The following is a 21,409-nucleotide window of genomic DNA, read 5'->3' on the forward strand; positions in this document are numbered from 1 at the left end:
CCAGGCGCCACCGTCTCCTACGAGACCGTCCCCTTCGACACCTTGAAGTAGACGCTGCCAACCGCGCAGAACCGACGGGCGGCCGGGGGTCAGGCCTGGGGCAGGGCTTTGACCAGGTCGTCCCGGGTCATCTGGGAGCGGCCGGGCAGGTTGGCTGCTGCGGCCTTCTTGTAGAGGTCGGCCTTCGACAAGCCGCTCAGGTCCTTCTTCGGAGTGGAGCGAATTGGCGCTGCTCAGGGCCTGGCGGACGGTCGGCTTGGGGCCGACTCGTCTGTACGCCGGCCGGGAGTGGAGGGTTCCAGCTCGACGGTGGTTTCCGGGGGTTGCCGGAGCGTGTTGTGGACGGTGCAGTGCGAGGCGACGGCGAGGAGGCCGGCGCGTCGCTCCTCGGGCAGCTCGGGAGGCGGGGTGACCACGACGTGTACCGCGGCCACGCGGGCGGGTGGGTCGGCGGCCATCGCGAACTCCGTCCGCACGCTCAGGCCCGTCCGGGGCAGGCCGTGGCGCAGCAGGTAGCGCCCCGCGTAGAAGGCGACGCACGTGGCCAGGGAGGCGGCGCACAGTTCGGTCGGCGTGGGTGCGGTGTCCGTCCCGCCCGCATCGAGGGGCTGGTCCACGCGGAGCTGGTGTCCGCGCACGTCGATCGCGTACACGTCGCCCTCGACATGGGTGACGTCGAGCCGTTGCAGGTCCTTTGACGACTGTGCCGGTGTGGTGTCCGTCATGGCAGGGTCTCCGGGTTCCGGTGGGTACTGCCATTCTGATCTCGCCGACGGTCCTCAAGCATGGGCCTTTCGGGTCCTGGCGGGGACCTTTCGGCCCCCGAGGGTCGACTCAGCCGGCTCGGAGCGCTCCGGTCGGCCTCGCGGGCACCGTTTGGGATCGGCCGGATCGACTCGTCGTCCGGCGCTCGGCTGCTGCGGGGTTGGCCTCTTCCCGCCCCGGTGGCCTGTGTGAGGCGGTCATCCGGTGTTTTCGAGGGTGCTGAGGGCGGCGTCGAGGCGGCGGGTGGCCTCCTCGGCGACGGGCTGGAGTGCGGGCAGGCCGGTGAGGGTGACCATGACGCCGGGGTCCAGGGCCTGGACGGCGGTGCGGGCGCCGTCGGTGCGGGCCACGACGTTGCAGGGCAGGAGGAGGCCGATGGCGCGGTCGGCGTCCAGGGCCTGGCGGGCGAGCGGCGGGTTGCAGGCGCCGAGGATCAGGTAGTCCTCCATGTCGTGGCCGAGCTTGGCCTTCAGGGTGGCGGTGACATCGATCTCGGTGAGGATGCCGAAACCCTGTGCGGCAAGGGCCTCGCGGACCGCGGCCACGGTCGTGGGGAAGTCTGCATCGAGGTGGACGGTCCGGTCGTAGCGCATGGCGTCATCCCTGTCCGGGGGTGCGTGACCGGGCGGCGGGTGGCCGCCCGGTGCGAGCGGGTTCGCTGCACTGCCCAAAATACCCCCCGGGGTACCCATGCTAGGCTCGAAAATATACCCCCGGGGGTAATCGTTCAGCCGAAAGGAGCATCGTGTTCTTCATCGACACCATCGAGACCGAGGGCCTCGGAAACCGCAGCTACCTGGCAGGCGGCGCGCACACCGCGGTGGTGGTGGACCCGCCCCGAGACATCGACCGAGTCCTGGCAGCGGCCGCCGCGAGGGGGGTACGGATATCGCACGTGGTGGAGACCCACGTCCACAACGACTACGTCACCGGCGGCCTGGACCTGGCCCGCTTGACCGGCGCCGCCTATCTGGTGCCCGCCGCCGCCCGCGTTGCCTTCACCCGCACACCGGTCGCCGACGGCGACACGGTGAGCGTGGACGAGGGCATCACGCTGCGGGCGATGGCCACCCCCGGCCACACCCCGCACCACACCTCCTACGTCCTGGAAGAGCAGGGGGCGGCGGCGGCAGTGTTCACCGGCGGGTCGCTGCTGATCGGCTCGGTGGGCCGCCCCGACCTGGTCGAACCACGGCTGACCGAACAACTGGCCCGCGCCCAGCACGCCTCCGCACACCGCCTGGCCGCCGAGCTCCCCGACGAGACCCCCGTGCTGCCCACCCACGGCTTCGGCAGCTTCTGCTCCTCCTCCCAGTCCGAGGGCGACACCACCACCATCGGCAAGGAGAAGGTCGGCAACGACGCCCTGGTCAAGGACGTCGACTCCTTCGTCGCCGCCCTGCTGGCCGGCCTGGAGGACGTGCCCGCCTACTACGCCCACATGGGCCCGGCCAACGCCGCCGGCCCCACCCCGGTGGACCTGACCGCGCCCCCGCTGGCCGACGCCGCCGACATCGCCGAGCGCCTGGCCGCCGGGGAGTGGGTGGTCGACCTGCGCAACCGGATCGCGTTCGCCGACGGACACGTCGCCGGCTCGTTCAACTTCGAGGCGGACGGCAAGATCGCCACCTACCTCGCCTGGATGATTCCCTGGGGCAAGCCCATCACGCTGCTCGCGGAGTCACCCTCCCAGCTCGCCGCGGCCCAGCGCGAACTAGTCCGCGTCGGCATCGACCGCCCGGCCGCGGCCGCCACCGGCACCCCCCGCGACTGGATACCCGACGGCCACGCCCCGCGCTCCTTCCCCCGCGCCACTTTCGCCGACCTCGCCGCCCAGGACCCCGGCCCGGACGTGATCCTCGACGTGCGCCGGAACTCCGAACGCGCCACGGGCTGGATCGAAGGCTCCGTACACATCCCGATCCACCACCTCCACCGCCGCCTGGCCGACGTACCGGCCGGAACGGTGTGGGTGCACTGCGCGGGCGGAATGCGCGCGGGCATCGCAGCCTCCCTGCTCGACGCCGCGGGCCGCGACGTCGTCGCAGTCGACGACTCCCTCGACGCGGCGGCCGACGCCGGCCTGCCCCTGGCCACCGGCACCGGCACCGGCACCGGCACCGGCAGCTGAACTGCTGCCCGTCTGCCCGTCTGCCCCCTGCCACCAGAGAATTGGAAGGAAGACGTATGTTCCTCTTCCGTCGCGGCACCGACCGCGTCACCCCCGCCCAGGCCCTCCAGACCACCATCGACGGCGACGCTGTCCTCCTCGATGTACGCGAGCAGGTCGAGTGGAACGCGGGACACGCCCCCGGCGCCGTCCACGTTCCGCTCTCCAGGCTGGTCACCGGCGCCGCCCTGCCCTCCGTCGCCGAAGGCCGGCCGCTGGTGGTGATCTGCCGCTCCGGGCACCGCTCCCAGCAGGCCGCCAAACTCCTGGCCGGGCGCGGAGCCGAGGCCGTCGACGTCAAGGGCGGCATGAACGCCTGGGCGGCAGCCGGCCTGCCGGTCGTCGACGAACGCGGAAGCAGCGGCCGGATAGCGTGAGCACGCTCATACTCGCCCTCGCCGCCGGGGCCGTCATCGGCCTGGCCCTCGGGGCGCTCGGCGGTGGCGGCAGCGTCCTGGCGGTCCCCGCCCTGATCTACCTGCTCGGCTTCACACCGGCCGCCGCCACCACCGCCTCACTGATCATCGTCACCGCCACCTCCGCGACCGCCCTCTACACCCACGCCACCTCCGGCAACGTCCGCTGGAAGACCGGCATCCTGTTCGCGGCCGCCGGGATCGTACCGGCGATCGCCGCAGCCACCCTCGCCACCCGCCTGCCCGAAGCGGTGCTGACCGCAGCGTTCGCCGCCATAGCCGCCCTCGCCGCCCTCAGAATGCTCAAGCCACCCCATCCCGAACAGCAGCCCAGGCCCGTCAGACCGGCGCGGGCCGCAGGAGCGGGCGCCGGGCTCGGCGCGGTCACCGGGTTTCTCGGCGTCGGCGGCGGCTTCCTCGCCGTCCCCTCACTCGTAGGCGTCCTCGGACTGCGCATGCGCGCCGCGGTCGGCACCAGCCTGCTGGTCATCACCGTCAACTCCCTCGCCGCGCTCGCCGCCCGCGCCGGCACCAGCACCCCCCTGGACTGGACGGTCATCGCCCCCTTCACCGGCGCCGCGATCCTCGGCGCCTGGGACGGCAAACGCCTCGCCTCCAAAATCTCCGGCCCCACCCTCCAACGAATCTTCGCAATCGTGCTCCTGACCGTCGCCGCCCTCATGCTCACCGACGCCCTCCACTGACCCTCCCGCGACCCTCGACGGAGCCCCGCCACCACACCCCCACCAATACCTCCCGGGGTAACGTAATGCCTGTAATCGGGCATCACTGATAACTAGGAAGGATCGCTCATCATGACCGCGCCCCGCACCCTCGACACCGAACAGGCCCGCACTCACCTGCACGAGCTGATCGTCTTGGACGTCCGCACCCCCGGCGAATACGCCTCCGGCCACCTCCCCGGCGCCCACAACATTCCCCTCGACCACCTCGACCGGGCCCTGCCCGACATCCACCACGCCTCCCGGCGCGGCGACATCCTCGTCGTCTGCGCCTCCGGCGCACGCTCCGAGAACGCTTGCCACACCCTCGCCGCCCACGGCATCACCACCGCCACCCTCACCGGCGGCACAACAGCCTGGGCAGCGGACGGCCACACCCTCCACCACCCCGACAGCGCCCGACGCACCGCCTGGAACATGGAACGCCAAGTCCGACTCACCGCCGGCGCCGTCGTCCTGACCGGCCTCGCTCTCGGCCGCTTGCGCCCCGCCTTCCGCCTCGCCTCCGCTGGCATCGCCGGCGGCCTGGTCTACGCCGCCCTCACCAACACCTGCGGCATGGCCTCCCTCCTCGCCAAACTTCCCCACAACCGCCCCCGCCAGGGCGACCTGGAAGCCACCCTCGCCGCCCTCCGCAACCACTGACCCCGTCGACCCAGATACCCCCTGGGGTACCATGGGGTAAGAACAGACAAGGCCAGGAGGCACCCGGTGAAAGTCGACGACGACTCAGTCAGCGCAGTCCTCAACCGCCTGCGCCGCGCCCAAGGCCAACTCACCGGCGTCATCGCCATGATCGAAGCCGGCCGCGACTGCAAAGACGTCGTCACACAGCTCGCCGCCGTCTCCAAAGCCCTGGACCGCGCCGGCTTCAAAATCGTCGCCAGCGGCATGCGCCAGTGCATGACCAACACCGATGCGAACCAGGCCCCCATGACCGAGGAAGAACTCGAAAAGCTCTTCCTCGCCCTCGCCTGACGCACCACCCCGAACGGCCCGGCCGCCACCGCGAACCGGGCCGTCCGCATACCCGCACCGGCCATGGCGCAGCGTCGCGTCCCGCCCGTGAGCCCCCGACGCGAGACCCGCCGGCCAGACTCGATACCGTGCGCACGGTGACCAAGAAAGCGAAGACGCATGCAGAAGACAGTGATGACCGTGGGTTGTCGGCCTGGGCGTTCGCCGCACTGATGCTGGGCGCCTTCGCCATCGTGGCGGCATGCGCACTTCTGGGCGGCTGGGCCGGGCTGACCGGCATCGTGATCACTGCGGTCATCCTCATCGGTTTCGCCGCCACCCGCATGTAGAGCGCACGAGCGCCGGGCTCTGTCACGCCCCGCCTGCACCGTCCCGTACGAGCAAGTCACTCGACCGCGACGTCCTCACGCCAGCGGGGCCACTGTGAGGGGTCGCGGCTCAGGGTGTCGGCGCGGTCGGCTGCCAGGCGTGCGCGGGCGGTGGCGAAGGCGGACGGGTCGTGCCGGTCGCGATCTGTCTCGGTCATGTTCGGGACAGCGCCTTCACCAGGTCGTCGCGGGTCATGTTCGAGCGGCCGGGGACGTTGGCAGCAGCCGCTCTCTTGTAGAGGTCTGCCTTCGACACGTCGGTCAGGTCCTCCTGCGGGGCGGAGCGGATCCGCTTCTTCGCCGTCGGCTTCTTCCCGACCGCGGTCTTCCCGGAGACCGTGGCCTTCCCGCCTGTGGTCTTCGGGCTTCCGGCGCGCTCGACGCTGGCGCGCAGGGCCTCCATGAGGTCGACGACGCCTGTCGGCTCTGCGGCGGGTTCGGCCTTCTCCACGGTCTCGTCGGCCTTCTTGGCCTCGATGAGGTCGGCGACCTTTTCCTGGAAGGTGTCGTGGAACTCTTCGGGGTCCCAGGTCATGCTCATGGCGCCGATGAGCTGCTCGGCCATCCTCAGCTCCTTGTCCGAAGCCTTCACTTTCCCGGGCAGGGTGTCGATCTCCTTCTTCGGGTTCCGGATCTCATCCGCCCAGTGCAGCGTGTGCAGGGTGAGAAGTCCGTTCTCGGCCTTGAGGGCGACCAGGTACTGGTGCTGGCGCATCACGAAGGTGGCGATGCCCGCCTTGTCTGCCTTGGCCAGGGCCTGCTCCAGCAGGCTGTAGACCTTCCCGAACTCCTTGCCGCGCGGGCCGAGGTAGTAGGTCTTGTCGAAGAAGATCGGGTCGACCTCCGCCAGGTCGACGAACCCGGCGATGTCCAGCGACCGGGAGCGGCCCGGTGCGATGTCGTCGAGTTCCTTCGGCTCGACCAGAACGTACTCGTCGCCGGCGTCGTAGCCCTTGACGATGTCCGTCAGCTCTACCTCGTCGCCCGTGCGCTCGTTGATCCGGCGGTTGCGGATCCGGTCGGAGGTGCCGCGCTGGAGCTGGTGGAAGTGGATGGTGTGGCTGTCGGTGGCCGTGTAGAGGCCCACCGGCAGGCTAACCAGGCCGAATGACAAGTTTCCAGCCCAAACGGGACGAGCCACAGTCGCCACCTCCTCCAGTCTCCCCTCGTCCTTCCAGCTGACTGCTTCGGCCCGGTGATCGCATCCCTACGTCGGAGTAACCGATTCGCCTTGTTCGATTTTCGTTCGATATCTTGGAAGGAGGAATTTCAGCCATATCGTCTGAAACTGTTCGGCCGTGGGAGGTGGGTATGAGCAACGGCGTCCACCTCCACGTGGCGAGCGGCTACTCGGCCCGCTACGGCGCCTCCCATCCCCGCGATCTGGTCCGCAGGGCCACGGAGCGCGGGATCGGCACGCTCGCGCTGACCGACCGCGACACCGTGACCGGCGCCGTGCGGTTCGCGAAGGCGGCCACGGCCGCCGGCATCCGCCCCGTCTTCGGCGTCGACGTCGCAGTCGCCCCTCACACCCCGGCCCGCCCCGGATCCACGATCCGGCCCCGCACCCCGGTGCGCGGCGGCGCGCACGTGGTGGAGCCGCCGCTTCGGGTCACGCTGCTCGCGCGGAGCACCGCGGGATGGGCTCGCCTGTGCCGGTTGGTGTCGGATGCGCACGCCGATGCGGCGGGCGCTCTGCCGGTGGTGTCCTGGGAGACGCTCGGGCGGTATGCGGACGAGGACCTGGTGGTCCTGCTGGGGCCGGTCTCGGAACCGGCACGCGCCCTGTCGGCGGGGAGGCCCGACCTCGCCGAGCACCTGATCGCCCCCTGGCGGGAGATGGCCGGCGCGAATCTGCGGCTGGAGACGGTGTGCTGGGGTGTGCCCGGCACAGGGCCGGGCTCGCTGCGGCTGGCCGCCCGCACCATAGGTCTCGCCGACCAGCTCGGAGTCCGCGCGGTGCTGACCAACGCGGTTCGGTACGCGGATCCAGCGCAGCACCGGATCGCCGACGTGCTGGATGCGGGCCGACTACTGCGGCCGATCGACCGCCGCCGCCTGGACTGCGGCGAGCGCTGGCTGAAGGACCCGGCCGCCATGCAGGCCGCCGCTGAGCGGATCGCGGAAGCGTCCGGCGCCGACAGCGGCCGCGCGGCCGCGCTGCTGGCGGAGACCGTGCGGGCCGGAGAGGAGTGCGTCCTCGATCCGGTCGCCGATCTCGGGCTGGGCACGCCGCACTTCCCCGAGCCAGAAGTGGTCGGCGCCGAACCGGGCCCGGGCGGCGCGATGCGCCTGCTGCGGCAGCGGTGTGAAACGGGCATGTTCGCGCGCGGCCTGGACCGGGACCGGCGCGCGGTCGAGCAGCTCGAGTACGAGCTCGGGGTCATCGGGAAGCTGGAGTACGAGGCGTACTTCCTGGCGGTCGCCCAGGTGGTGGCGGACGTCCGCGCGATGGGCATCCGGGTCGCGGCCCGGGGCTCGGGTGCCGGTTCGATGGTCAACCACGCCTTGTTCGTGGCGACGGCGAACCCGCTGGACCACGACCTGCTCTTCGAGCGCTTCCTGTCGGAGCGCAGGTCCTCGCTCCCGGACATCGACGTCGATGTCGAGTCCGCGCGCCGGCTTGAGGTCTACGACCGGATCATCGAGCGCTTCGGCACCGACCGGGTCGCGGTGACCGGCATGCCGGAGACCTACCGGGCCCGGCACGCCCTGCGCGACACCGGCCTCGCCCTGGGCATCGCACCCCAGGTGGTCGACCGGATCGCGAAGTCGTTCCCGCACATCCGGGCCTGCGACATCCGCGACGCCCTCGCGACGCTGCCGGAGCTGAAGCAGCTCGCATCCGAGGCCGACTCGTTCGGGCCGCTGTGGGAGCTGGCCGAAGGCCTGGACAAGCTGCCGCGGGGGATCGCCATGCACCCGTGCGGGGTGATCCTCTCCAACTCGAGCCTGCTGGAGCGGCTGCCGGTGCAGCCGACCCCGGGCGGCCAGTACCCGATGGTCCAGGCCGACAAGGAGGACGTCGAAGACCTCGGCCTGCTCAAGCTCGACGTCCTCGGGGTGCGGATGCAGTCCGCGATGGCGCACGCCGTCAAAGAGGTCCGCCGCACGACCGGCCGCCAGATCGACCTCGACAACCCCGACCACGTCCCCCTCGGCGACCCGGACGCCTTCGACCTGATCCGCAAGAGCGACAACATCGGGATGTTCCAGCTGGAGTCGCCCGGCCAGCAGGACCTGGTCGGCCGGCTCCAGCCGCGCGACGTCCAGGACGTCATCGCCGACATCAGCCTCTTCCGGCCCGGGCCGGTCAAGGGCGGCATGCCCGCCCTCTACATCGCCGCCCGCCACGGCGCCGCCCCCCAGTACCCCCACCCTGACCTGGTCCCAGTCCTGTCCTCCACGTACGGGGTGACGATCTGGCACGAGCAGATCATCGACATGTTCGCCGTTCTCACCGGATGCGACCGGGCACTGGCTGAGGTCGCCCGCCGCGCACTCGCAAACAGGGAGCGCCTGCCGCAGGTGGAAGCCTGGTTCAAGGGCGAGGCCGGCCGACGCGGCTACTCCCGCGCGGTCTTGGACGAGGTGTGGGAGATCATCAAGGGGTTTGGCGCCTACGGCTTCTGCCGCGCCCACGCCGTCGCCTTCGCGGTCCCCGCGCTGCAGTCCGCATGGCTCAAGGCCCACCACCCGGCCGCCCTGTACGCGGGCCTGCTGGAGCACGATCCGGGGATGTGGCCGCCGCGGGTGATCGTCTCGGACGCCCGCCGACACGACGTGCCCGTTCTGAACGTCGACATCAACCGCTCCGCCGCCGACTACCGGATCGAGCAGACCGAGGGCGGGGTGTGGGGTGTGCGGCTCTCGATGTCGTCGGTGAAGGGGATCAGCGAGGACCAGGTCGCCAGGATCACGTCCGGCCAGCCCTACAACAGCCTCCAGGACTTCTGGCAGCGCGCCCGCCCCGCCCTCCCGATCGCCGAACGCCTCATCCAGATCGGCGCCCTCGACCCGCTACGCGGACCGCTCACCCGCCGCGACCTCCTCCTGCAGGCCGCCGAGCTCCACGCCCACACCAGGGCCCGGCCCGCCGACGGCCAGCTCCCCCTCGGCGGGGAACTCGTCACCGCCGAGCCGTCCGGGCTTCCCGAGATGACCAGCCGCGAGGCCCTCAGCGCGGAGATCGACGTACTGAAGATCGACGTGTCCCGGCACCTGATGACCCACCACCACCGCCTGCTGCGCGAGATCGGCGCCACCGACGCCGCCCACCTGAAGGCCATGTATCCCGGGCAGCGGGTCCTGGTCGCGGGCGTGCGCGCCTCCACACAGACCCCGCCCATCCCCTCGGGCAAGCGCGTCATCTTCGTCACCCTGGAGGACGGCTCCGGACTGGTCGACATCGCCTTCTTCGAGGACAGCCACGATGCCGTCGCCCACACCGTCTTCCACTCCGCGCTGCTGCTCGTGCGTGGCACCGTCGAGGCGCGCGGGCCGCGGCGCACCGTTGTCGGGCAGATGGTGTGGGACCTGGAAGAACTCGCCGCCGCCCGCCGCGACCACGGCCCCGAAGCCGTCCTCACCCTCCTCGGCCAGAGCCGGCTCGCCCCCACCCCCGCGCAGAGCGGCGCCCCCGCGCGCACCCTGGCCAACGGAACCACCGGCGCGAAGCTCCACCCCTACGCCGACCTCCAACCCGCCGGCACCCGCTCCGCCGACCTCAAGAACCTCGGCTACACCAGCCCCGGAAGCGCCGGGTGACAATCGCCATGGCCGAACGCCGCATCCTCCACGCCCACTGGCACCTCCCCCACAACGACGACACGGACCTGTACGCGCAGCTCCTGGCCGTCGCCGAGGGAATCACCCCGCGCGTTCAGGCGATCGAGCCGGACGCCGCGCACCTCGACATCACCGGCGCGCTCCGCTACTGGCAACGCGACCCCGAAGGAGTCGCCGCGCTCCTGAGACTGCGCACGATGGCCCTGCACGGTGTGCAGACCACGTGCGCTGTGGCACCGAACCGGATGCTGGCCACGATGGCGGCCGCGGCCACCCCGCCCGGCATGACCACCGTGATCGACACGGGCGACGTCGAGCGGTGGCTGCGGCCGCGCCCGGTCGCGGCCCTCTACGGCATCGGCCCGGCGACCGCGGCCAAGCTGCGCACGTACGGCCTCCACACCATCGGGGACGTCGCCGAGACCCCCCTGCCCACTCTCGTCCGGCTCTTCGGCGCCTCCGCCGGCCGCGCCCTGCACGCCCACGCCCACGGACAGGACCCGCGCACCGTCCAGACGCAGCCGATCGCGAAGTCCCTGGCTGCCGACCGCGCCTTCGAGCACGACGCCCTGGACCCGGCCGAACACCGCCGGACCCTGCTCGATCTGGCCGAGGAAGTCGCCGCCCGCCTGCGCGACGGGCAGCAAGCCGCGGGCGGACTGGCCCTGTCCGTCCGCTACGCCGACCGCAGCACCAGCACCCGACGCCGCACCCTCGCCGAAGCCACCGCCCACACCCGGCCGATAGCCACCACCGCCTACGAGCTCTACGACCTGCTCGCCCTCCAGCGCGCCCGTGTCCGAGCCATCGGCCTGCGCGCACACGACCTCCGACCCTCGAGTGAAGCCACCCAGCAACTCACCCTCGACGCCGGCGACGACCGCGCCTTGGCCATCGAAGCGGTCACCGACCGGGCCCGTGCCCGCTACGGCACCGGCACTATCCGAACCGCCGCCCTCGCCAAAAGGACCAAGGGGAATACCCCGTCGCACGACTCGAAGCGGATGTCGCTGAGGAGGGGCTATCCGATGAGGCCGAGCCAGTAGCGGTACGTCGACGCGAAGGGTTCGTCGCCACCACCATCGCCGTCGCGACGGACCCTCTCCATCAACCACTCGCAGGTCTGCCGGGCCGCCTCGACAACGCTGTCGGGGTAGCCGTAGCGCATCCGTCGTTCGGCGAATTGATCCTCGTCCTCGACATGGGCCCCGCAGGGCTAGCCAAGGTATCCGCGCCACAACCGCGCGACGAGTGCGAGCTCGTCATCGGCGCGGTCGCGGTCGCGGTCGCGGTCGCGGTCGCGGTCGCGGTCGGCGAAGGAGACGGCGGCGAGGCGGACCCGCATCATTGCCCGTCAGCGTGATGCCCCTTCTACATCTGGTAGTGCCCGGCGGGGAACCACGTGCCCGGACAGAGAAGTCCCGCCAACGTGCGGGGCTTTCGCGCGTCACAGAGCAGTCACAGCCCACCCACCCAGATCCCGGTGCCGACACCATGACGAGATGCGCACACACCACTTCACCCTCCTCGCGGCCGCCGGCCTCCTCGCCCTCACCGGCTGCTCCGAGGCCGTCACCAGCAAGTCCAAGCCCGACGCCAAGGTCGGCGCACCGACGTCCGCACCGCAGTCGAGCACCGACCCCGAGGCGCTCAGCTCCGCAGCCGCAGCCGCAGCCGCAGCCGCCGGCATCCCGCCCAGCCCCACCCCCGAGCAGCGCACCATCTACCTCGCCGCGCTCAACAAGATCGACCCCGAGATCGTCAACGGCAAGGACGACAAGGCCATCAGCCGCGGGCTGAGCCAGTGCCAGTCCATGAAGGACGAGAAGGACCCGACCAAGCGTGTCGAGTCCACAAACCGGCGCTTCATCAGCCCCAACCATCCGGACGGCTTCGGCCCCACCAAGGCCGCCTTCATCCTCGCCGCCGTACAAACCAACCTCTGCCCCACGTACTGACGGAGCCACAGAACACCACGGTGCGGGTGGGTGCGGGTACGGCCGCCCGGGACGGGGGCCCCGGGCGGCACCCCGCAGACGAGGAAGCCGCATGGCCAAGCGGACCGACTGTGACCTATACGGCCAAGCCGGCTCCCAGAGCGTGCCGGTATGACGAACGACGATGCACAGCAGCCGGCCCCGGGCCGCGGCAAGGTCTTGGCGGCCCTCTCGCGGGCGGAGCGGAAGGCTTTCACCCGGCCCGCGCCGAAATCCGCAAAGGCCCAGATGAAATTCCTCCTCACGCGCGCGAAGGGCTCGACCAAGGCCCTGGCCGAGCGCTGAGCCGAAGCACGATGGTTGTCACATAGGCAGGCTGGTTGTCACCGACGGTGTTGTGGGCGGTTGAGCCTGAGCGCGACAGGTCGACAACTGTGGTCATCCGTGTCCGGCCTCCTAGGGCCTGTGTGATGTCGTGATCAGTTCCTGAGTTCTGTCCTCTTCGCGGGGTGGAACCCGGTAGGACTGTGGTCGTGACACGCAGGCAACTCACCAATGCCCAGTGGAAGTTCATCGAGCCGTATCTGCCGATCGGTAGATACGGCCCGTACCCGGAGCGGTTGCGGGAGCAGTTCGAGGGTGTGATCTGGCGGTTCAGGTCCAGTGCCCAGTGGCGGGAGATGCCTGCCGAGTTCGGCCCCTGGGCCACCGTCTACGGACGCTTCCGCGTCTGGCGGGACGCCGGCGTCTTTACCGCCCTGCTGGAAGGCCTGATCGCCCAGGGGGCCGTCGCCGAAAGGGCGGACCTGTCGCTGATCAGCGTGGACTCCACCACGGTCCGCGCCCACCACGACGCGGCGGGGATGCGCGTCAGCAAGCACCTCATGAAGGCCCTGGAAGAAGCCGCGCAGGAGCAGGAAGCAGCCCGCCAAAAGGGGGCGGCGCGGAGGAACAGAACGGACAGGCCGAACGGCAGCGCGTCCGACGCCGACACAAGCTCCGTCTGAAGGAAGCCCTGCTCGGCAGGTCCCGGGGCGGCCTCACCAGCAAGATTCACCTCGCCGCGGACCGCCAGTGCCGTCCCCTCGCACTGGTCCTGACCGCCGGGCAGGCCGGGGACAGCCCGCAGTTCGTCCCCGTGCTCGCGAGAGTACGAGTTCGCCTGCCGGTAGGCCGTCCCCGCACCAGACCTGGTGCGGTCGCTGCGGACAAGGCCTACTCATCCCGCGGCAATCGCTCCTACCTGCGAAAACGCGGAATCAAAGCCGTCATCCCCGAGAAACGAGACCAGGCCGCCAACCGTAAGAAGAAGGGCGCACGAGGCGGCCGGCCCATCAGCCACGACGCCGACCTCTACAAGCAGCGGAACACCGTCGAACGCCTGATCGACAAGCTGAAGGCCTGGCGAGGCATCGCCACCCGATACGACAAAACCCCAGACAGCTACCTCGCCGGCCTCCACCTCCGCGCCGCAATGATCTGGATCGACGACCTCCTCAAGCCCGCCGACTGATCACAACCTCACACACGCCCTAGCTGGGTGTTGCTGGCCATGAGGTGGTGTCAGTGCTTGTCGGTGTTGACCTTCAAGTTGGTTGAAGCTCGATGATGACGCGGTGCCAAATGATGAGCTGATGCCGATCGGGGTCTTCGCCCAACGCAGTGGACTGACCTCCAGCGCACTGCGGTTCTACGCCGACTCCGGGCTGCTGCCCCCTGCCGAGGTCGACCCGGCCTCGGGCTACCGCTACTACAGCACTGCCCAGGTGGTTCGGGGGACCACGTTGCGTCAGCTCCGCGAGCTCGCCATGCCCCTGGCCGTTGTCGAGGCTGTGCTTGGTTCCGGGGCTGACGAGGCTTCCCGGCTCCTCGATGAGCATGTCGCGAAGGTCGTCGGAGAGGCAGCGGCCGTGCAGCAGAAGGCCGCTGTCATCAAGTCCGCGCTCGGCGACGCGCCGGGTCTTCCGATTACGGCGGTGAAGGGGCCCGTGCTGGCGGCCGCGGTCGAGCAGGTCCTGACCGCGACCGCGCACGAGCGTGGCATTGCGGAACTCGCCGGTGTGCGCATCGAGGCGAGTCATGAGGCAGTCACGCTGACTGCAACGGACCGATACCGACTCTCCACCAGAACGCTGGTGCCGGCTGAAGCACCGAGGCAGACGTGGGCTGGCACGGTCAACGGCGCCGAGCTGCGAGCTGCGGTCGCCGAGATCCGTCGCAGTCCGCTGGTGCGACTGGAAGCGGTCTCGAACGGGATCTGGTTCCGCGTGGACGACCGGGAGGGCCAGCACTGCCGATTGCTGCCCGCGGAGTTCCCCGACTACCGGTTGATGCTCGCGTCACTGGGCAAAGTCAGCACTCGTGCGGCGGTCTCGAAGGACCTGCTTCTGCGAGCCCTGGAAGAACAACCCGGCGAGCGCGTCGCACTGCATGTCGCCGATCACGCAGTGAACGTCGCGTCAGCGGACGAGGAACACTCCGGCATCACACTTCCAGCCACCGCGACGGGCCGGCCCCTCCGGATCTGCTTCGAGCTGACCACGCTCTATCCCGCCGTGAGCACCGCGATCGGTCCTGACGTACTGCTCGACCTGCGAGGACACGACCAGCCCGTCACGATCCGCTCCGCGGATCGCGGCGATCTCACCACCCTGGCCATGCCAATTAAGTCCGACCATGCCGCCTGAGAAAGACAACGAGGAACACTCCATGACCACCGCACCCGCCAGCCCCGACCCGACCATGGAAGCAATAGGCCACGCTGTTGCCGAGGGGCGAGCCGGTGGCACCGCTTCCGCCCGCCAGAAGCTACTGGGCCTATGGTCCACGATCGGCGTCACCGGTGACCCGCTGCACCGCTGCTCTCTCGCTCACTACCTGGCAGATCTCTACGACGATCCTGCCCAAGCCCTGGCCTGGGACATCCGGGCCCTGGACGCTGCCGAGGCCGTGACGGAGCAGCGCGTCCAGGAGCACGACGCCGGTCTCCACATCGCCGGCTTCTACCCCTCCCTGTACCTCAACCTTGCCGACAACTACCGGCGGCTCGGCTCCTTCGAAGCTGCCACCAAGCACATCGACACGGCCAAATCGCACGCTCCCAGCCTTCCACGGAATCCCTACGGCGACCTCCTTCGCGGCGCCATCCAAGAGGTCGCTGAGGCCATCGTCAGGCGGGATCGGTCACGGCGAGCCTCCGCGCCTGGTTCCGCTGCGTGACGCACAGAAACGCCCCCCTGACCCTGGAGGGACGGACTGTCAGACCGGTGGTGGATCATCAGAACGAGACCAGGGCGGCCTACGACGGAGTCGTCGAACTGTACGCCTCGCTGTTCGCAAATCGGCTGGAGGAGCACTGCTTCTCCCGGGCCATGATCGGCACCTTCGAATGTCGAGTGCGGTCCCGGACATCTGACGGCCATGCTGCATGAACAGGGCACGGACGCCTTCGGTCTCGACCTCTCCCCGGGCATGGTCGATCACGCCCGGCGGGCCCATCCGGAGCTGCGCTTCCAGGAGGCTCGGATGGATTCCCTGCCGATCAAAGACGGCGCGCTCGGCGGCATACTGGCCCACTATTCGATGAGAGTTCCGGTTCTCCTGGGTCGACCTCTGCGGGCTTGGAGAAGCGGCGTTGTCAGTGGGCTCTGCCAGGGTGTGCGTCGTGGATGAACTGGTGGAGCGTGTCGACGATCAAGATCGTGTGCTGGGGATGGTGGTCGGCCGCCATCAGGCCATCCAGGAGGGTTGGCTGCACCGAGTCGCCATGACGGTGTGTCGTGATGAGCATGGACGGACCCTCGTCCACCGACGGTCGGAGCAGGTATCGCGCTTCCCCGGGTTCTATGAGGTCGGGGTCGGTGGCGCCGCAAATGTCGGCGAATCCTATGAACAGGCCGCCGCGAGGGAGCTGACCGAAGAGCTAGGCATTCGTGCGCTGCCGCGCCTGCTCTTCACGTTCATCAACCGCAGCGGCTTGAGCCCTCACTGGCTCGGCGTGCACGAAGCCGTGGTGCCGGACGCTGTGGTCCTTGATCCCGACGAGGTCGCCTGGCATGGCTGGCTGACCGAGCCGGAGCTGCGGTCGGCCCTGCTGGAGTGGCGCTTCACCCCCGACAGCAACGAAGCCTTCAGCCGGTATCTGGCGTTCCGGACCGCGCGGTCCTGACCTTGCCCATCACGCTCAGGCTCAGCGTCTGTCGATCTCCTTGGCCAGGTGCTCGGCGTGGTCTTCGAGCAGTGGTTTTGAGGGCGCCGTAGTAGGGCTGGTGGTCAGTGGTGCGGAGCCAGTGGAAGACGTTGTGTCGCTCCCGGGTCCAGACGGCGCGTAGTGCGGGGTTGGGGGCGATGTGTTGCGGGCAGGGTGCGAAGTCGGGCTCGCCTTCGGTGACGCGGGTCCAGATATAGGCGCTGACGGCCAGGCGCCTGCGGTCGTCGCTGAGGGGCTTTCGATGGCTGGTGAGGTCCGGGAGCCGGGTGAGCATGTGCTGCCAGTTCTCGGGTTCCAGCGTCCAGGTGGCGAGGGCCTCGCGTCGGCGCTGGTAGTCGATGGCGGGACCTGCGAGGAGCTCGGCGGTGATGGCGTCGAGGGCTTGTTCGAAGTCACGGGCTGTGCCGCTGGTGCGGAGGCGGCGGTTCAGCAGCTGCGTGTAGCCGAGCCTCTTGTTTTCGGGGTTGATCCCGAGGAACTGGGCGGCCTTGTCCAGGCCGCCGCCGCGTGCGCGACGGACGAGGAAGACCGCAGCCGCGCGTCGGCGCATCTTGGGCGTGGTGTCCGAGAGGAAGCCGAGGTGGCGGTCGGCGAGGGCTTGGGGCAAGCACGCGGGGATGTTTTCGGGTCGCAGGCCGACGCCGGTGGAGGGGAGGCGGAGTCCGCCTTTGCCGGTGCGTCGGAAGGTGGGAACGATCGTGTCGGCGGCGAGCTGGAAGCGCTCGGAGCATGCGCTGCGCTGCTTCTTGAAGACGTTGTCCCAGATCAGGTGCCGTGTGGGCGGGATTCCGCTGCGGCTGCGGTTCTCCTCGGGTGCGAGCGGGGAGAGTGCTTCGCGCAGGTCGTCGGCGGTCAGGATGCGATCGGTGACCTGGAGGAGGCCGGCGCAGGCGAGCCTCGACCACAGCAGGTGCAGCAGTTGGGCCCGGGCGACCGGCTCGCAGCCCGTCGCCGCCGCGAGCTCGCCGAACCTCCGCCCGCCCCCGGCCTCGGCGAGCAGCACCGGCCGAAGCCTCAGCGGATCGGACTGCAGCCGGCGCCGCGACGCCATCGCGTCCAGCCCTGCGAAGGAGTGCTCGCGCCAGCGGGCGGCCACCGCGTAGCGCCAGCCGCAGGCGACGGCGACCTCGGCGGCCGCGGCGAACGATTCCCGGTCCGCCTCCTTGATCAGGGGCTCGGGGCGTACGTCGATCAGCCAGATGCCGCGGCGGGTCACCGCGAGGTAGTCGGGGGTGTGGGCGCGGCGCTTCCCGCAGGTGGCGAAGGAGATCCTCAGCGGCTGCGAGACGACGTCGACCACGTCGCCGGCGAAGTCCAGGGCCAGCAGCACCCGGCTCTCCTCCAGGCTCTCCGCGCCGTGGTGACGGCCGGTGCTGGTCAGGAACTGCAGGCCAGGACGGTGCCGTTGGTCCCGGCGCCAGGTGAAGTGCCGCATCGGGTCGCTCGTGAGCACCGGTTCATGTACGAGATCGTGCACCGAGCAGGACGTATCGTCCCCGCCAGCCCGCCACGAGACCGTCCACCGTCTCGTCCAGCTGTCGCCCAGATCCAGGCCGGACCTGCCCGCGTCGACGCCCGTCGGCACGAAAAGGTCCTCCCAGCTGCACCGATGCGACCAGACGGACCCAGTGTCAGCGGCCTCGACTATCCTTCCCGACCCAGCACGTGTAGCGGCCATGAGCTCATCGAAGCCCCGCGGAGAACCTCAGGCTGCCGATCTTCGTTTCTGGTGACAGAAAGACTGCTGATTGAGCGTCTGTGACAAGTCGGATGCCTCGTGTGTGACAACCAGGCTGCCTCGACCGTCCCCATTCGCCAGCTCAGCCGGTCCCGCTGGTGACAACTCCTGAGCTTCGGCTCAATTACCCGTATGAGCCGAAGCAGGATGGTTGTCACCACGGCAGGCTTGTCGTCGCCGAACGGTGTGTGCGTGGAGCCGACCGTGAACCTGCGTCGCTCACGCACAGGCTGTCTTTCTCGGTGTTCGGGATCAGTCCTCGCCAGCCGGAGTGATGGCTGTGCGCAACAAGGTGGCCATCGATCGGCCGGCCACCCGCAGCGGTTCTGGATCTCGGGCAGCCCGGCTGAGCATGAAAGCACCCTCCAGCATCATGATCATCGAGTACGCGAGGGACTGCGCCGTCCTCGGCTCGGTCACCCAACGGCCGAACCACTGCGTCGCCGTGCCGACCCACTCCTCGAAAACCTCCGCCGTCGCGATGCGCAACACCTCATTGCTGTTCGCGACCTCCAAGGCCACCGTCCCGATCGGGCACGCGTCGGCATAGTCGGCCGCAGCAAGGTCATCTGCAGCAGCTTCGAACGCGCGCACGAGGGACTCCATCGGGTCGGGCACGCTGTCCAGCAGGGCCAGGACCATTCGGCCGTACTCGGTTCCGGATGTGCGGATCATGTCCTCGGCCAGTTGCTGCTTGCCGCCGGGGAAGAAGTGGTAGATCGAGCCGAACGGTGCGTCCGCCTCCATCGCGATCCGCTTCAGGCCGGTGGCCGAGTAGCCGTGTCGGCGGAACAGCACCGTGGCGGCCCTCTGAATTCTTGCTCGCGTGTTCGACTCTCCCATTGCCCCTCACCCCTTTCTCCGCCAAGATTACAGTAGAACGATCTATCAAGTGAGGGGCCGGGATGCCGAGGATCGAGTTGTCGTCCGGACCGATCGACTACCAGGACACCGGCGGTGAAGGGCCTGTGCTGGTCCTCGCCCACGGTTTACCGATGAACGAGACTCAGTGGCGCAAGGTGGTCCCGTTGTTGGACGGATACCGCTGCGTCCTGCCCACGCTGCCCCTGGGCGGTCATCGTCAGCCGATGAACCCGGATGCCGATCTGTCCCAGCGCGGTGTCGCCCTGCTCTTGGGCGAGTTCATCGCGGGGCTCGGCCTGGACCGGGTGACCCTCGTCCTCAATGACTGGGGCGGTGGACAGTTTCTGGTGTCGGAAGGGCAGGACCGGCGCATCGCCCGCCTGGTGCTGGTGGCCTGCGAGGCCTTCGACAACTTTCCTCCAGGGCCGGCCAAGGCCATGGCACAGGTGTGCAGGATTCCCGGCGGCGTCTGGCTGCTGACGCGGCTCATGCGCGTTCCCGCCTTCCGCCACAACCGGGGCGGATACGGCGGGATGAGCCTGCGTGGAGTCCCCGACGAGATCATGGACGACTGGTTCGCACCCGCCACCCGCAGCAGGGCCATCCGCAGGGACTTCGCCAAATTCGCCACCGGGGCACCCGGACGCGAGACCCTGCTCGCCTGGAGCGATCGACTGCGTGAGTTCGACCGCCCGGTATTGGTCGTTTGGGCGACCGAGGACCGCTTGATGCCGCGTGAGCACGGCCCCCGGCTGGCCGAGCTGTACCCGCAGGGCCGGCTGGTCGAGATCGCCGACTCGTCCACCCTCATCCCCGAGGACCAGCCCGAACGACTCGCCCAAGTGCTCACCGACTTCTTGACCCGAACCGGAGCGGAACCGGTCCGAAAGGTCTCCTGAGCGCGGGGCGGCAGGCGGACGCGACAGCCGCTACCACCCTCCCGTCGATGTCGATGTCGATGTCGAAACCGCAGCCGGGCCCGGTGCCGCTTGGCGCCGCGTGAAGTGACGCATCGGATCACCCGTCAGCGCCGGCGCGCGTACGAGGTACCGTACCGAGCAGGACGCCTCGTCCCCCATCAGCCCCCACCAGACCGTCCATTGCCCCGGAGAGACCGAGGCTTGCGATCTTCGCTCTTGGTGACAGGAAGGCTGCCGAATGAGCACTGGTGACAAGCCGCCTGCCTCGCTGGTGACAACCAGCCCGCTTCACACGGTCTCATTCACCAGCTCAACTGGCTCTGCCGGTGACACCTGCCGTGCTTCGGCTCAATTCGGCGGGTCGCCGACAACGCTCTGGCGGCGACCCGCTCCCTGTCCGGACCACGATTGCGAGGCCGATGATGACCACGCCCTGGCCGCCCCAGCACACCGCCCGCCGTCCGCTCCCCCCACGCGTCGCCGCGCCCCGCGAGCCGGTCGACCCGGCCCGCATCGGCCGCCGCGTCGTACGGCGGGAGGCGAGAGGCATGGACGCGGGCGTAGTCGCGGCGGCCCTCGAAGAGGCGCGGTTCGACGCGCGGCAGGCGTCCCGGTACGAGGACCTGGCCGACGACCTCCGTGGCCCGGCGGAGCTCGCGTAGTGGGAGCGCATCGCACAGCTGCTCGCCGCGGCGCCGGCGGGCACCGTCTACGGCCTGGACGTCGACGTCGTCGTCCAGGCCGAGCTCGCCGCCGCCCGGGAAGCCGAGCTGCGCGAAGCGATGCAGATCGCAGTCCGCGCCGACGAGCTCCAGGCGCTGCGCGAACTCGGCACGCTGGAGCAGACCGAGCCCCGCCATGGCGACGAAGCGGTCCGCGACGAGCTCACCCGCCGCGCCGGGTCGTACGTGCAGCCCGACGTCGACGCCTGGCTCGCCCGCGCCCTCGCCGCGCACCGCGGGCACTACGCCGACCCGGCCGCCCGCGAAGCCGCAGCCGGCCTCCTGCACCCGCCCGTCCTCGCCCACGCCGCGCTGCTCGCGGTACTCACCCGGCTCGTGGCCGACGCCGACGTCGACCAGCTGCCCTTCGCGGCCCGGCTCGCCACCGCCGACTCCGAAGCCGCCGGCGAGCTCGCCGCGTTCCTCACCCGCGCCATCACCCCGGGGAGCCGGGCATGAACCACGGCCAGGAGGTCGTCGCCGTCTGGGAGGAGCACAGCTACATCGGCCACCACTACGAGGAGCTCCGCGCCGACGGGACCGTCGACGCCTGGACCGAGCCGCCCTTCGGTGAACCGCTCTACCCCGGGCAAGGCGACCCCGACTACAACCCGATCTGCTCCTGCCCCGGGCCATGGCCGCTCGCCTTCTGCCTCGACTGCGCCGGCTGCGACAAGTGCGGGCAGTGCGACTGCTTCCCCCCGCGCCTGCTGTGAGGTTCACCCTGAGCGACAACAACACCTCACAACACCCTGACGGACAGCCTGTGAGCTGTGAGCTGTGAGCTGTG

General features: G+C 69.8%; 23 protein-coding genes and 3 pseudogenes. 19 read left to right on the plus strand and 7 right to left on the minus strand.

Translation table 11 applies throughout. The annotated features are described in order from the left end of the window. Positions 1–233 precede the first annotated feature (233 nt). On the minus strand, positions 234–725 hold the full coding sequence (locus tag EES41_RS40275; protein WP_123083494.1) for an OsmC family protein: 492 nt from the start codon (positions 723–725) through the stop codon (positions 234–236). Between the two features lie 237 nt (positions 726–962). Then, a complete protein-coding gene (locus EES41_RS40280; RefSeq protein WP_123083495.1) occupies positions 963–1,358 on the minus strand; it encodes a DUF302 domain-containing protein in 396 nt (131 codons plus the stop codon). 152 nt (positions 1,359–1,510) lie between these two features. On the opposite strand from EES41_RS40280, the gene EES41_RS40285 reads away from it, so the two are divergent. The 6 genes from EES41_RS40285 (at position 1,511) to EES41_RS40310 (ending at position 5,401) form a co-directional block, all read left to right on the plus strand. Continuing rightward, positions 1,511–2,896, plus strand: a complete 1,386-nt coding sequence (locus tag EES41_RS40285) for an MBL fold metallo-hydrolase (RefSeq protein WP_123083496.1) — start codon at positions 1,511–1,513, stop codon at positions 2,894–2,896. Between the two features lie 56 nt (positions 2,897–2,952). Next, the gene (locus EES41_RS40290) at positions 2,953–3,312 is read left to right on the plus strand and encodes a rhodanese-like domain-containing protein (protein WP_008742129.1); all 360 of its coding nucleotides are present in this window, start codon (positions 2,953–2,955) and stop codon (positions 3,310–3,312) included. Then, a complete protein-coding gene (locus EES41_RS40295; protein ID WP_008742128.1) occupies positions 3,309–4,055 on the plus strand; it encodes a sulfite exporter TauE/SafE family protein in 747 nt (248 codons plus the stop codon). The genes EES41_RS40290 and EES41_RS40295 overlap by 4 nt, the downstream gene beginning before the upstream one ends. 111 nt (positions 4,056–4,166) lie before the next feature. Next, the gene (locus EES41_RS40300) at positions 4,167–4,739 is read left to right on the plus strand and encodes a rhodanese-like domain-containing protein (RefSeq protein ID WP_123083497.1); all 573 of its coding nucleotides are present in this window, start codon (positions 4,167–4,169) and stop codon (positions 4,737–4,739) included. Positions 4,740–4,805: 66 nt separating this feature from the next. Beyond that, positions 4,806–5,072 carry a metal-sensitive transcriptional regulator gene (locus EES41_RS40305; protein ID WP_008742126.1) on the plus strand — a complete coding sequence of 89 codons (267 nt, stop codon included), beginning with the start codon at positions 4,806–4,808 and terminating at the stop codon, positions 5,070–5,072. Positions 5,073–5,200: 128 nt separating this feature from the next. Beyond that, positions 5,201–5,401, plus strand: coding sequence for a hypothetical protein (locus EES41_RS40310; RefSeq protein WP_008742125.1), 201 nt, complete (start codon positions 5,201–5,203; stop codon positions 5,399–5,401). 56 nt (positions 5,402–5,457) lie between these two features. Here EES41_RS40310 and EES41_RS42000 read toward each other — a convergent pair whose 3' ends face one another. Further along, on the minus strand, positions 5,458–5,598 hold the full coding sequence (locus tag EES41_RS42000) for a hypothetical protein (protein WP_164496250.1): 141 nt from the start codon (positions 5,596–5,598) through the stop codon (positions 5,458–5,460). Further along, positions 5,595–6,590: a Ku protein gene (locus tag EES41_RS40315; RefSeq protein ID WP_367995825.1), complete on the minus strand. Its 996-nt coding sequence runs from the start codon at positions 6,588–6,590 to the stop codon at positions 5,595–5,597. The genes EES41_RS42000 and EES41_RS40315 overlap by 4 nt, the downstream gene beginning before the upstream one ends. Before the next feature lie 161 nt (positions 6,591–6,751). Here EES41_RS40315 and EES41_RS40320 point away from each other — a divergent pair, with 161 nt between their 5' ends. After that, on the plus strand, positions 6,752–10,207 hold the full coding sequence (locus tag EES41_RS40320; protein ID WP_123083499.1) for a DNA polymerase III subunit alpha: 3,456 nt from the start codon (positions 6,752–6,754) through the stop codon (positions 10,205–10,207). After that, entirely contained in the window at positions 10,204–11,274 is a 1,071-nt protein-coding gene (locus EES41_RS40325) for a hypothetical protein (RefSeq protein WP_254211958.1), read from the plus strand. Before EES41_RS40320 ends, EES41_RS40325 begins: the two co-directional genes overlap by 4 nt. A 170-nt stretch (positions 11,275–11,444) precedes the next feature. On the opposite strand, the gene EES41_RS44005 is transcribed toward EES41_RS40325, so the two are convergent. Continuing rightward, the gene (locus EES41_RS44005; RefSeq protein ID WP_302186206.1) at positions 11,445–11,576 is read right to left on the minus strand and encodes a hypothetical protein; all 132 of its coding nucleotides are present in this window, start codon (positions 11,574–11,576) and stop codon (positions 11,445–11,447) included. 154 nt (positions 11,577–11,730) lie between these two features. Here EES41_RS44005 and EES41_RS40330 point away from each other — a divergent pair, with 154 nt between their 5' ends. The 7 genes and pseudogenes from EES41_RS40330 to EES41_RS40360 all read left to right on the plus strand — a co-directional run bounded on the left by EES41_RS40330 (position 11,731) and on the right by EES41_RS40360 (position 16,333). Next, a complete protein-coding gene (locus tag EES41_RS40330; protein WP_123083501.1) occupies positions 11,731–12,186 on the plus strand; it encodes a DUF732 domain-containing protein in 456 nt (151 codons plus the stop codon). 150 nt (positions 12,187–12,336) lie between these two features. After that, positions 12,337–12,507 (plus strand): annotated as a pseudogene (locus tag EES41_RS40335) (terminal protein); the annotation flags it as partial. 191 nt (positions 12,508–12,698) lie between these two features. Next, a pseudogene (locus EES41_RS40340) lies at positions 12,699–13,678 on the plus strand (IS5 family transposase). 103 nt (positions 13,679–13,781) lie between these two features. Next, positions 13,782–14,852 carry a MerR family transcriptional regulator gene (locus EES41_RS40345; protein WP_123083502.1) on the plus strand — a complete coding sequence of 357 codons (1,071 nt, stop codon included), beginning with the start codon at positions 13,782–13,784 and terminating at the stop codon, positions 14,850–14,852. A 22-nt stretch (positions 14,853–14,874) separates the two neighbouring features. Further along, positions 14,875–15,384 (plus strand): hypothetical protein, encoded by a 510-nt coding sequence (locus EES41_RS40350; RefSeq protein ID WP_123083503.1) that lies wholly within the window; start codon positions 14,875–14,877, stop codon positions 15,382–15,384. Between the two features lie 47 nt (positions 15,385–15,431). Further along, positions 15,432–15,750 (plus strand): annotated as a pseudogene (locus EES41_RS40355) (trans-aconitate 2-methyltransferase); the annotation flags it as partial. A gap of 79 nt (positions 15,751–15,829) precedes the next feature. After that, positions 15,830–16,333, plus strand: a complete 504-nt coding sequence (locus tag EES41_RS40360; RefSeq protein WP_254211960.1) for an NUDIX hydrolase — start codon at positions 15,830–15,832, stop codon at positions 16,331–16,333. Here EES41_RS40360 and EES41_RS43655 read toward each other — a convergent pair. Both EES41_RS43655 and EES41_RS40370 read right to left on the minus strand, forming a co-directional pair. Beyond that, on the minus strand, positions 16,296–17,852 hold the full coding sequence (locus tag EES41_RS43655) for a TnsA-like heteromeric transposase endonuclease subunit (protein ID WP_254211961.1): 1,557 nt from the start codon (positions 17,850–17,852) through the stop codon (positions 16,296–16,298). The two genes, EES41_RS40360 and EES41_RS43655, sit on opposite strands and share 38 nt — an antisense overlap. A 513-nt stretch (positions 17,853–18,365) precedes the next feature. After that, the gene (locus EES41_RS40370; RefSeq protein ID WP_008742114.1) at positions 18,366–18,956 is read right to left on the minus strand and encodes a TetR/AcrR family transcriptional regulator; all 591 of its coding nucleotides are present in this window, start codon (positions 18,954–18,956) and stop codon (positions 18,366–18,368) included. Positions 18,957–19,018: 62 nt separating this feature from the next. Between EES41_RS40370 and EES41_RS40375 the strand changes: the two genes are divergently transcribed. The 4 genes from EES41_RS40375 (at position 19,019) to EES41_RS40385 (ending at position 21,335) form a co-directional block, all read left to right on the plus strand. Next, positions 19,019–19,876, plus strand: coding sequence for an alpha/beta fold hydrolase (locus EES41_RS40375; protein ID WP_123083505.1), 858 nt, complete (start codon positions 19,019–19,021; stop codon positions 19,874–19,876). Positions 19,877–20,316: 440 nt separating this feature from the next. Beyond that, positions 20,317–20,559 carry a hypothetical protein gene (locus EES41_RS43660; RefSeq protein ID WP_164496246.1) on the plus strand — a complete coding sequence of 81 codons (243 nt, stop codon included), beginning with the start codon at positions 20,317–20,319 and terminating at the stop codon, positions 20,557–20,559. 120 nt (positions 20,560–20,679) lie between these two features. Next, positions 20,680–21,078 carry a hypothetical protein gene (locus tag EES41_RS43665; RefSeq protein WP_235441345.1) on the plus strand — a complete coding sequence of 133 codons (399 nt, stop codon included), beginning with the start codon at positions 20,680–20,682 and terminating at the stop codon, positions 21,076–21,078. Next, positions 21,075–21,335 (plus strand): hypothetical protein, encoded by a 261-nt coding sequence (locus tag EES41_RS40385; protein WP_008742110.1) that lies wholly within the window; start codon positions 21,075–21,077, stop codon positions 21,333–21,335. Before EES41_RS43665 ends, EES41_RS40385 begins: the two co-directional genes overlap by 4 nt. The last annotated feature ends 74 nt before the right edge of the window (positions 21,336–21,409 follow it).

Source organism: Streptomyces sp. ADI95-16, assembly GCF_003721495.1.
GTDB lineage: Bacteria > Actinomycetota > Actinomycetes > Streptomycetales > Streptomycetaceae > Streptomyces > Streptomyces goshikiensis.